The 7,744-nt window shown below is 41.1% G+C and carries 14 protein-coding genes and 2 pseudogenes; 2 read left to right on the top strand and 14 right to left on the bottom strand.

All coding sequences use genetic code 11. The features are described 5' to 3' along the window. The 5 genes and pseudogenes from H6G92_RS37360 to H6G92_RS37380 all read right to left on the bottom strand — a co-directional run. Nucleotides 1-748: pseudogene (locus H6G92_RS37360) on the bottom strand (ATP-binding protein); the annotation flags it as partial. Next, nucleotides 748-1,035 (bottom strand): hypothetical protein, encoded by a 288-nt coding sequence (locus H6G92_RS37365; RefSeq protein WP_104899637.1) that lies wholly within the window; start codon nucleotides 1,033-1,035, stop codon nucleotides 748-750. The gene H6G92_RS37365 and the pseudogene H6G92_RS37360, both read right to left, overlap by 1 nt. Before the next feature lie 3 nt (nucleotides 1,036-1,038). Further along, the gene (locus H6G92_RS37370; RefSeq protein ID WP_190901732.1) at nucleotides 1,039-1,479 is read right to left on the bottom strand and encodes a hypothetical protein; all 441 of its coding nucleotides are present in this window, start codon (nucleotides 1,477-1,479) and stop codon (nucleotides 1,039-1,041) included. Beyond that, nucleotides 1,469-1,789, bottom strand: coding sequence for a hypothetical protein (locus H6G92_RS37375; RefSeq protein ID WP_190901734.1), 321 nt, complete (start codon nucleotides 1,787-1,789; stop codon nucleotides 1,469-1,471). Before H6G92_RS37375 ends, H6G92_RS37370 begins: the two co-directional genes overlap by 11 nt. A 65-nt stretch (nucleotides 1,790-1,854) precedes the next feature. After that, nucleotides 1,855-2,364, bottom strand: a complete 510-nt coding sequence (locus H6G92_RS37380) for a hypothetical protein (protein WP_190901736.1) — start codon at nucleotides 2,362-2,364, stop codon at nucleotides 1,855-1,857. A gap of 131 nt (nucleotides 2,365-2,495) precedes the next feature. On the opposite strand from H6G92_RS37380, the gene H6G92_RS37385 reads away from it, so the two are divergent. Both H6G92_RS37385 and H6G92_RS37390 read left to right on the top strand, forming a co-directional pair. Further along, nucleotides 2,496-2,702: a hypothetical protein gene (locus tag H6G92_RS37385; protein ID WP_190901738.1), complete on the top strand. Its 207-nt coding sequence runs from the start codon at nucleotides 2,496-2,498 to the stop codon at nucleotides 2,700-2,702. Nucleotides 2,703-2,718: 16 nt separating this feature from the next. Beyond that, nucleotides 2,719-3,171 (top strand): hypothetical protein, encoded by a 453-nt coding sequence (locus H6G92_RS37390; RefSeq protein ID WP_190901740.1) that lies wholly within the window; start codon nucleotides 2,719-2,721, stop codon nucleotides 3,169-3,171. A 407-nt stretch (nucleotides 3,172-3,578) separates the two neighbouring features. On the opposite strand, the gene H6G92_RS37395 is transcribed toward H6G92_RS37390, so the two are convergent. The 9 genes and pseudogenes from H6G92_RS37395 to H6G92_RS37435 all read right to left on the bottom strand — a co-directional run. Beyond that, the gene (locus tag H6G92_RS37395; protein WP_190901742.1) at nucleotides 3,579-3,767 is read right to left on the bottom strand and encodes a hypothetical protein; all 189 of its coding nucleotides are present in this window, start codon (nucleotides 3,765-3,767) and stop codon (nucleotides 3,579-3,581) included. A 9-nt stretch (nucleotides 3,768-3,776) separates the two neighbouring features. Further along, nucleotides 3,777-4,346: a zeta toxin family protein gene (locus H6G92_RS37400; protein ID WP_190901744.1), complete on the bottom strand. Its 570-nt coding sequence runs from the start codon at nucleotides 4,344-4,346 to the stop codon at nucleotides 3,777-3,779. A gap of 474 nt (nucleotides 4,347-4,820) precedes the next feature. Beyond that, nucleotides 4,821-5,138: a hypothetical protein gene (locus tag H6G92_RS37405; protein ID WP_190901746.1), complete on the bottom strand. Its 318-nt coding sequence runs from the start codon at nucleotides 5,136-5,138 to the stop codon at nucleotides 4,821-4,823. A 10-nt stretch (nucleotides 5,139-5,148) separates the two neighbouring features. After that, complete coding sequence (locus H6G92_RS37410; RefSeq protein WP_190901748.1) at nucleotides 5,149-5,364, bottom strand: hypothetical protein; 216 nt, start codon at nucleotides 5,362-5,364, stop codon at nucleotides 5,149-5,151. 27 nt (nucleotides 5,365-5,391) lie between these two features. Continuing rightward, nucleotides 5,392-5,667 (bottom strand): hypothetical protein, encoded by a 276-nt coding sequence (locus H6G92_RS37415; protein WP_190901750.1) that lies wholly within the window; start codon nucleotides 5,665-5,667, stop codon nucleotides 5,392-5,394. An 18-nt stretch (nucleotides 5,668-5,685) separates the two neighbouring features. Further along, on the bottom strand, nucleotides 5,686-5,913 hold the full coding sequence (locus H6G92_RS37420; protein WP_190901752.1) for a hypothetical protein: 228 nt from the start codon (nucleotides 5,911-5,913) through the stop codon (nucleotides 5,686-5,688). Nucleotides 5,914-5,927: 14 nt separating this feature from the next. Then, complete coding sequence (locus H6G92_RS37425; protein ID WP_199345137.1) at nucleotides 5,928-6,272, bottom strand: hypothetical protein; 345 nt, start codon at nucleotides 6,270-6,272, stop codon at nucleotides 5,928-5,930. Between the two features lie 237 nt (nucleotides 6,273-6,509). After that, nucleotides 6,510-7,283, bottom strand: coding sequence for an ERF family protein (locus tag H6G92_RS37430; RefSeq protein ID WP_190901754.1), 774 nt, complete (start codon nucleotides 7,281-7,283; stop codon nucleotides 6,510-6,512). 105 nt (nucleotides 7,284-7,388) lie between these two features. Continuing rightward, nucleotides 7,389-7,744 (bottom strand): annotated as a pseudogene (locus tag H6G92_RS37435) (hypothetical protein); the annotation flags it as partial.

A 7,744-nucleotide genomic window follows, 5' to 3' on the forward strand; every position in this document is an offset into this window, starting at 1 on the left:
CATCCTTTGGATCGCTGCCAATCACAATTGCTGGTGTTTGAGATTTTGCAGCAATTTTGTTGATAATCACTCCTGCTAAAGTTGATTTGCCAGACTGTGTTCCACCAGAAAGGTAAAAATGGTGATTGCTGCGAAGGGTCATATTCTGATTAGATGCAGCATCACACAGTTCATCAATCCAAGCACTATCAATTCTGATGTACTCAGGATAATTAGCTGCGATCGCTTGCAGAATTTTCATTGCACCCGGATTAATCACCGACTGCACCGATTCTTCATCGATGTCAGCAATATCGGGATTGGGAATACCAGTCGGTGAAGGTGATTGTTGTGCTGGCGGTTCTGGAAGTGTAACCAACCCTTGCAACTGATATTCAGCTATCCACCGGGGGCGCTCTTGTACTGGTAGCCGATTCACGTAATCAGCAACTCGGCGTTTGGCAGCGATCGCAGTGGTGACATAATCATAAACAGCCTCACCTTGTAAATGCTGTTTAAGTGCTTTGAGGTCAGCTTCTAGCAAAGACTGGTAAACTTTTTCCTTACTTTCGCTGATTTGGGCGGATACCCCAAATAAGCCAGCACTAACTGTTCCAGCACCAAGTAGCATCCCGGTTGTTATTCTGTCAGTATTTAAGAAAAAAGGAGCAGACAGACATAACACTGTACTTGCTCCTAAAGAATATAAAATACTCCGTTCGGCATGAATGACGCTACTGGCAGTTAGACGTTGTAATTCAAATCCCATTACCTCACCCCCAACGCAACACCGGCTGCAACTAAAGTCAAAAACACAAACAGAAATATGACTCCAGGCATTAATCCAATAATGAAAGTTTTGCGGTTAAAGCCGAATCCTTTAATGACTAAACCGCCAAAGTTGAATAACCCCAGAACTATGCAGCAGATAGAGATTATGCCAATAAACCAAAGAATGTATCGACTAACGGGGCTGGCAACGGATAAATAACCCATAAACATAGAAAAGCCAACCCCAGACACTGCATATCCTATATGAGAGAGCTTGATTTGCATAATCTAGAACCTAAAGCTATCACCCACTTCATCAAATGCTTTTTCGTATCCCCCAAGTTGACGCTGCTGTTCCTGGGAACCGAAGGCATGACGAATTACCGCTTCCCCATGTAGCGCCCTAGTTCGCTGCAAATCTTCCTCAATCTTCATGGCTTCTTGGGAATATGCCAATTGGTTTTTATACATCTCTGCCAAAGATTGCAACTGCTTAAGCTTGTGCCGGGAAAATTTAGTGTGCAGCCATTTCTGTGCTTTTAGAGTACCAGCTACTTCTGCTTCATCCAGAACCTGCTGTGCGGTGGTGTAAGCTGGCAATGTGTAGCGATCGCGGATTGATGAAGGGAGATTACCCTCAATTTGGGTAGCATCCCCAACTCTTAAATCCGTTGATAATACTCCATCACTTTTACCGCCGAATAAACCAGGAAGCCATTTACCTAACATTGCTATAACTCTCCTGAACTTGTTGAACTTGTGACCCGATGTACCGGGTTATGCCATATATCCCCATGAATGAAAACATCAATACTGTTATTGCTGCGATCGCAGTTTGAGCCATCATTCCCCGTTGCATCAATTCCTCAATCTGTCTATTGGAATGCGATCGCACTCTCGACTCATCAATAATTTGCTGGACGACTAGGAATTCTTCTGAAGATAGGTTTTCTAGTGTTAGCCCTGACAGATTCAACTCCCCGTCCTTCTTCAGGTGAATATTTAATGCTTTGCGATGGGTTTGGTCTTGTTGCTCCATATATTGCCACGCCCAAAACGAGGGTTAATAGCAGCAGATTCAGTACTGCTGCTAATCCAATAAATTTATTCGGTCGCATTTGTTGGGCTAATGCCGAAAATACCCGCAACGAGTTCGTCACCGATTGCACGAAAGGAATCTACATCAGCTTCCTCCTCCATCGCCTTAGAGACAAACTTACTCACCACGTCTTTAGGAGCATTGCGAATCGTTGATAACAATTGGTCTGCTTTATCACTTGTGTAAGCATCAATCCCGACGTTGAGAACATCCTCCAAGGATTGAATTTCTTGGTTTGAAACCTGAGATGCATGAGCGATCGCTCCTTGCAATGGAGGAACAGATTTACGGCGGGGTGAGTTTTTACCTAACTTACCGTTGCCATTTTTGGACTTGCTATTGGTAGCCAGTTTCCCGGACGCAACCCTTTGCTCAAGAATGTGTTGTGCGATTGTCTGTGCGTCAGAATCACTCAATTGCTCGATATCTACACCAACTTCAACACAGAGTTTAGCAATTTCCTCAAGGCTTACTTCAATGTTATGAGGCTGTAAGAGTTGTTGGATTTTGTCCATGCGACCTCTCTGATATTTCTATCCTCAAATATACCTCAATTTAATCACTATTAATATGCAATTACGATGATATTGACATATAATTAGACAAATTTCTTTCACAAATGCAATGAATTTGGGATGATAATGTGATGAATCCACTTGCAGAACTTGCTACAGACATGACTGACCGTTACCAAATCACCATTACTCTTTGTAAAAAAGCTTATGACCAGTACAAAGAAGTTTCTGATTGGAAAGAAATTCCCATGGCCACCTTATTGCGCCAAATACTAGAACGTGAGCAAGAATCCCCGGCTTTCGCTTCTTTATACAGGAGGGCTGCCGTCAAGGAATAAGAACAAAGAACAAACTATGGAAAAAAAATATCCCTTGGACTGGTTAAAGCTGTCTTGTGAAAAAGTTTATTGCTGTTCAATTACAGCGAGGACTTGGCGCAAATGGCTTCGACTGTGCCAAGTTCCCCAATATTCCCGTGATGTTGAAGCCGAAAAAGCACTTTACCTTTTGACTTTGGCTTACATGAAAAAACTAAAGCCTTGTCAAAAATTTACTTTACTTCAGATTAAGTTCAAACTTAAAGAAAACCCTTCTTCAGAATTACATCTTGCTGAAGCCATTTATGACGCTCGTTTCACTAACGCCAAAGGAGCAGACTTACCAGAAATCATTTTGAGAGTTACTGGTAAGCAAGTCGCTTTACGAACTCTCTACCGTTGGGCACAAAAACAGCAAGTCACTTTTGGCGTGGGTAAACAGTTAACTCGCCCAGAAGTTGAGCAATGGATTCAATGGGCTACAGCTTAACAAGAAGCCAACCTTTACATTGCCGACTTTAAACTGAGCAAAGGGGTGCATGGTAATGAGGAAAAGGGAATTTTAACCTTTACTCATTAATATGTATCCCTTTTTTCATTAATTAGAGAAGTGGTCGCAATACTTGTCCCGGATTTCTCACCACACCTCGAATGGAGGAGTAATGAGTAGTGAGTAAGGAGTAATGAGTAAAATTATTAACTTATTACTTATTACTCATTACTTATTACTTATACGCAAAGCAGCTTGTGAGAAATGCGGGTTGTCGGGTTTTGGGGAGAAGAAAAAGGGAAAGAAAAGACCTTTAACCTTTACCCCAAACCAAATTCTGAGTTTAAAATACGTGACTGGGTAGTATTGTAAGTGGTCGCTCCTATAAAACTTCTACTTTATTGGTATCATTTGTCATAGATAACAGTTGAATCAATAGGAGGGATTTGCTCGGCAGTTAAGGTAACAACTTGACCATCTTGCCAAATGCTAATAGATTCCCCCAAACGGCGGTGTCTTTCAATAGCTTTTTTCATAGCGAGTTTAACACCTTCATCGATTTGGCTAGATAATTTCTCAGGAATTGGCTTATTCATAGGTATTAGTTAGGTATTATTAGTAATTTGGCTCCATAGCTGGGGTTGATAAATTATCGGCTCTTGATTCAAAGGGCGTTCAGCTATAATCTGCAAAATTGCATTAGAGTTATCATAAACAATCCAGCGCTCGCACAATGGTAAATATAATTCAATCAAGTTTTTTCTTCCACGTTCATAGCGACGGTAAATAGTGTCTTCAGGAATGCTGTGACCACCACTTTCTACCCGTCTGCTTACCCGTGCAATAGCTAATTCCGGGCTTTGTAACCAAAAGTAAATTAAATTTATCGCATAACCTTGTTTTTTACATTCTCTCAAAAATCGGGCGAAATTACGAGCTGCTAAAGTTGTTTCAAATGCAAAATCGATTTTAGCATTCACCAGAGTTTTTAATCTTTCTACCATCAATCGTCCGGCTTGGATGGCTACGGATTCCGGGTTAAAAGGAGAAAGCCCGGCCGCTATTTCATCGGCGTTGACATATTCAAATACCTGTAGGAAATAAGGAAGAATTTGCAGCGCGGCGGTAGTTTTACCAGAACCATTTGCACCGCCAATTATGTATACATTGGGCATCTTGCAACTTAAATTAGGGTCTTAGTAATACTACACGCTCAAGAAGTCTAAGTTTCTGGGTAAAAAAAACTACTAGTAGGTTGCAAAGAGTTATGAATGCGGGGTAAGAGGCAATCACAGAGGTAATCACCTCTGTTTTTTTGTCCTCTAGGAAAGGATGTCATAAACCAACCCTTCCGTGTCACAGTTAAAGTGCCTCAAACCCTGATTGTTGCGTTGTGACACCCTTCCGCTTTTCGTGTAACCCAGTTCTTTCTAGTGTCACAGCCTCTAAAAAAAATAAAGCTTATTTAGTAAGGGTTTCAGGCATTTAAAAGCGCTACCCTTCCGCTTTCCGTTCCGCTTTTTATTTTGAAGGCTAAAAAAGAGGAGTCAAAAAGCCCTGTAATGCATTCATGGCAAGCTATTGAGGTGTCACAACTCAAAGCGGAAGGGTTGACGACGAACTAGAAAAAGCCCCCTGAACTGCCTTATTTATATTTCGGCCAACTCTTGCATCAATACTGTTATCTTTCGTTGGTAAGCTTCGATTTCTCCTGTGAGCAGCCTGTGTAATTCTTGTGTAGGAAGTGGTTGTACTTCATGTTCTTGCAAATCCTCTACTTCTTTATCTTTACTATTACTGCTAACTCGTACTGTGTATTGCCATGACCCATCGCTGGATTCAGCAAGTAAATTATTAGGCAATCGATATTGAATGCCAACGATAATTCCTTGTTTGATACGTTGTCCTAACGAATATTTAGGTGATGTCCAGTAATTAGGAATAGTGACAACCTTTGAAGTTTCCATACGATTGCTCCTATCTTTGTTTTGACTGTGTTTGTACTACTTGCTGCTGCTTTTTCTCCACCAAAATCTGACCGATAGCTCCTCCAGTACCCAGCCCTAACATAGCTGTAGAAATTATGTACATTGTATTTCTGCCAAAAAATTGCACTCCTAAATACCCAATAGATATGGCCGCTAATGTACCAGTGAGACTTACAACGATTGTTTGTGCTTGATTCCGTTTCATAATTTAAATTTCCTTGCTTGATAGAGGTTATGAATTCTTTCTCTGTTTGACTAGCACCGAACGCAAGTACTGCCGACAAGCTGCTTCTCCCCGATAAATCAGAATCCGCAGCGCCTGTACTTCCTGCATTGGAGAAACACAGATTTCAGCGATGGCACTAATCAAGTTCTGTTGCTGATGCACATAATCTTGATGATGTTGCTCTAATTCTTGAATCTTGGAGTTTAGTTGTTGGATCTGCCGTAATGCTTGCGTCAGGGACGATTCTTTGTTTTGAGAGCGATTATCTAAAGTTAACGTCATTTTCTTACTCCTCTAAATTTAGATTTTTTCTGTTTGCTGTTGAGTTGCCTGTTGTACACCATCAATTGCATCCACTATTTCTTCTAAAACATTGAATGCATCATTTAGGACTACAGCGTTTGATGTAGAAAAATGCTCTGACGATTGAAGCCTGCGATAATCTTTACTACTCCCCACAAGCCGCAACGTATATTGACATCCTTGCAATATAGTCCGAATCTCTGACGTGCTTAATTTGATTTCCATTGTCGTTTCTCTCCCTAAAATTTATCTCGTTGAATACTGAGGCTTGCTCCGACTAAATAACTGCCCAAGAATGCAGAAAAACTGACCAACATAGCTCCAAGACTTCTGTTTTTCTGGTACTCCCAACCAGAGATGATTATGTTGGAATTAGTATTAGTCTCAATAATCTCCAGCCCCCAACACCCTATTGCTCCTACTCCCGCAAATCCAGTAATCAGCAGAGAGACAATTGCAGTTGTTTCTATGGTGCGGTCAATGAAAATCCTGGAATTGAATCTTCTCCTAGTACGGCGGCGAAAAACCAATTTACTCTTGTGGTCTAATTGAGATTGGTAAACAACTTGTTTGTGCTTAATCATTTGGAATCCTCTAATTGAACATAGAAACCTGCGCCTGTATTCATAATCTTTACCTTTCTTTGATTGACCAATCCTTGAATCACACTAAGACTAAAGTTGATGGTGCATAATCGAGCGCTACCCCCACAACGACGAAGGTATTGTATGCATAGTGAGGAATTGTCAGTAGGAGTGGGATGAGTGGACTTTTTCGGCATGATATTTTTCCTATTGGTATTATGAGAAGATATGATTGCTTTAATTAAATTCAGGTAATTGTGCAAGCGCTCCTTCCATCCATGCTTGAATTGCTTCCATCTCAGAAACACCTCGCAATACAGCATCAACGACGTGTTTCTGATAAGAATTAACAGCATGATCAGGATGTCCAAACTTATTACCAGCCCAAGCCAAACACATAGTCTTCACTAGTTCATCAATTTGAAGAGAATCAAGCTCACTCGGACTAGTCACATTTCGAGAATGCAGCCACTCTTTCACCAAATCCAACGGATAATTTAAAAGTGTGCGAACTTCTTTGACTCGCAAATATTTTGGGTTGATTGATGGTGGAGTTACAGCTTGTTTTGGTGGCTGGACTCTATACTGTTGATTGTCTTTGCGGGGTCTAATGTTATTCTGTGGTTGTTCTGGCTTTTGAGGAGTAGTTGCGCCTTCAGCATCATTATCTTCATCTGCCGTCACCGATAAAATTGCACAAACCGCATATCGTCGTGCATAAGTTAATGCTGCGCCAAACTTTTGAGAATCACTAATTTCAGGTAAAGGATAAGTACTGGCAATGCTCTCACCTGATTCATGATAAAGATGAGTCCGCAGTACGGTTTTACTTTCACACAGTTCAGTAGTTTGAATGATGACTAATCCGTATTTACCCAATGCAGAAGTGACAGCAGCTAGTACAGCATCTAAGGTTGCATATTTGCGCTTGTAGTGAGGATTAGTCCCGTCTTTTTGAATGGGGTTAAACTCTGCCTTTGCTTTGATTAAAGCTTTGATTAGTTCTTGCATTGTCCAGATCCTCTTTTACCAACTTAATATCGATAGGGGTCGCCCGCTATACTCGTCATAACGGGTGGGAAATCCTAACTAATATAAGACTGTGAAACATCGTTATTATTTGGGAATACTGTACTCATAACCATCAGCCTGATGAATAGTTGTTAAATATTTAGGATGAACATCAAAGCGTTTGTCTTTTTGCAGCAGCGTAAAACTAGGTCTAAATCTAATAGCAATTCGCCCTGTGTATTTACCTGCATATTTTCCAGATGGGATATCGGCTTTAACCATGTCTCCAGTAGTGAAACCCATGTAGAATTTAGCTTTCGGGGCATGAGCTTTTGGGTTAAACTCAGCAGGTTTGTTACCTCCCCTGCTGGTCTTCAAAACCGTGCTTGAAAGTTGTCCCTTCACACGGCTCCTCAACTGTAGGTGCATTGTCATTGCAAGCCTCTTACCGTTATTCAGGT

This window comes from Nostoc foliaceum FACHB-393 (assembly GCF_014698505.1).
Lineage (GTDB): Bacteria > Cyanobacteriota > Cyanobacteriia > Cyanobacteriales > Nostocaceae > Nostoc > Nostoc foliaceum_A.

Excerpts from the sequence above, each read along its gene's own strand:
- H6G92_RS37425 (WP_199345137.1), bottom strand. The coding sequence starts at position 6,272 with ATGATTAAGCACAAACAAGTTGTTTACCAATCTCAATTAGACCACAAG.
- H6G92_RS37365 (WP_104899637.1), bottom strand. The coding sequence starts at position 1,035 with ATGCAAATCAAGCTCTCTCATATAGGATATGCAGTGTCTGGGGTTGGC.
- H6G92_RS37405 (WP_190901746.1), bottom strand. The coding sequence starts at position 5,138 with ATGGAAACTTCAAAGGTTGTCACTATTCCTAATTACTGGACATCACCT.
- H6G92_RS37375 (WP_190901734.1), bottom strand. The coding sequence starts at position 1,789 with ATGGAGCAACAAGACCAAACCCATCGCAAAGCATTAAATATTCACCTG.
- H6G92_RS37390 (WP_190901740.1), top strand. The coding sequence starts at position 2,719 with ATGGAAAAAAAATATCCCTTGGACTGGTTAAAGCTGTCTTGTGAAAAA.
- H6G92_RS37380 (WP_190901736.1), bottom strand. The coding sequence starts at position 2,364 with ATGGACAAAATCCAACAACTCTTACAGCCTCATAACATTGAAGTAAGC.
- H6G92_RS37400 (WP_190901744.1), bottom strand. The coding sequence starts at position 4,346 with ATGCCCAATGTATACATAATTGGCGGTGCAAATGGTTCTGGTAAAACT.
- H6G92_RS37430 (WP_190901754.1), bottom strand. The coding sequence starts at position 7,283 with ATGCAAGAACTAATCAAAGCTTTAATCAAAGCAAAGGCAGAGTTTAAC.
- H6G92_RS37420 (WP_190901752.1), bottom strand. The coding sequence starts at position 5,913 with ATGGAAATCAAATTAAGCACGTCAGAGATTCGGACTATATTGCAAGGA.
- H6G92_RS37410 (WP_190901748.1), bottom strand. The coding sequence starts at position 5,364 with ATGAAACGGAATCAAGCACAAACAATCGTTGTAAGTCTCACTGGTACA.
- H6G92_RS37370 (WP_190901732.1), bottom strand. The coding sequence starts at position 1,479 with ATGTTAGGTAAATGGCTTCCTGGTTTATTCGGCGGTAAAAGTGATGGA.
- H6G92_RS37385 (WP_190901738.1), top strand. The coding sequence starts at position 2,496 with ATGAATCCACTTGCAGAACTTGCTACAGACATGACTGACCGTTACCAA.
- H6G92_RS37415 (WP_190901750.1), bottom strand. The coding sequence starts at position 5,667 with ATGACGTTAACTTTAGATAATCGCTCTCAAAACAAAGAATCGTCCCTG.
- H6G92_RS37395 (WP_190901742.1), bottom strand. The coding sequence starts at position 3,767 with ATGAATAAGCCAATTCCTGAGAAATTATCTAGCCAAATCGATGAAGGT.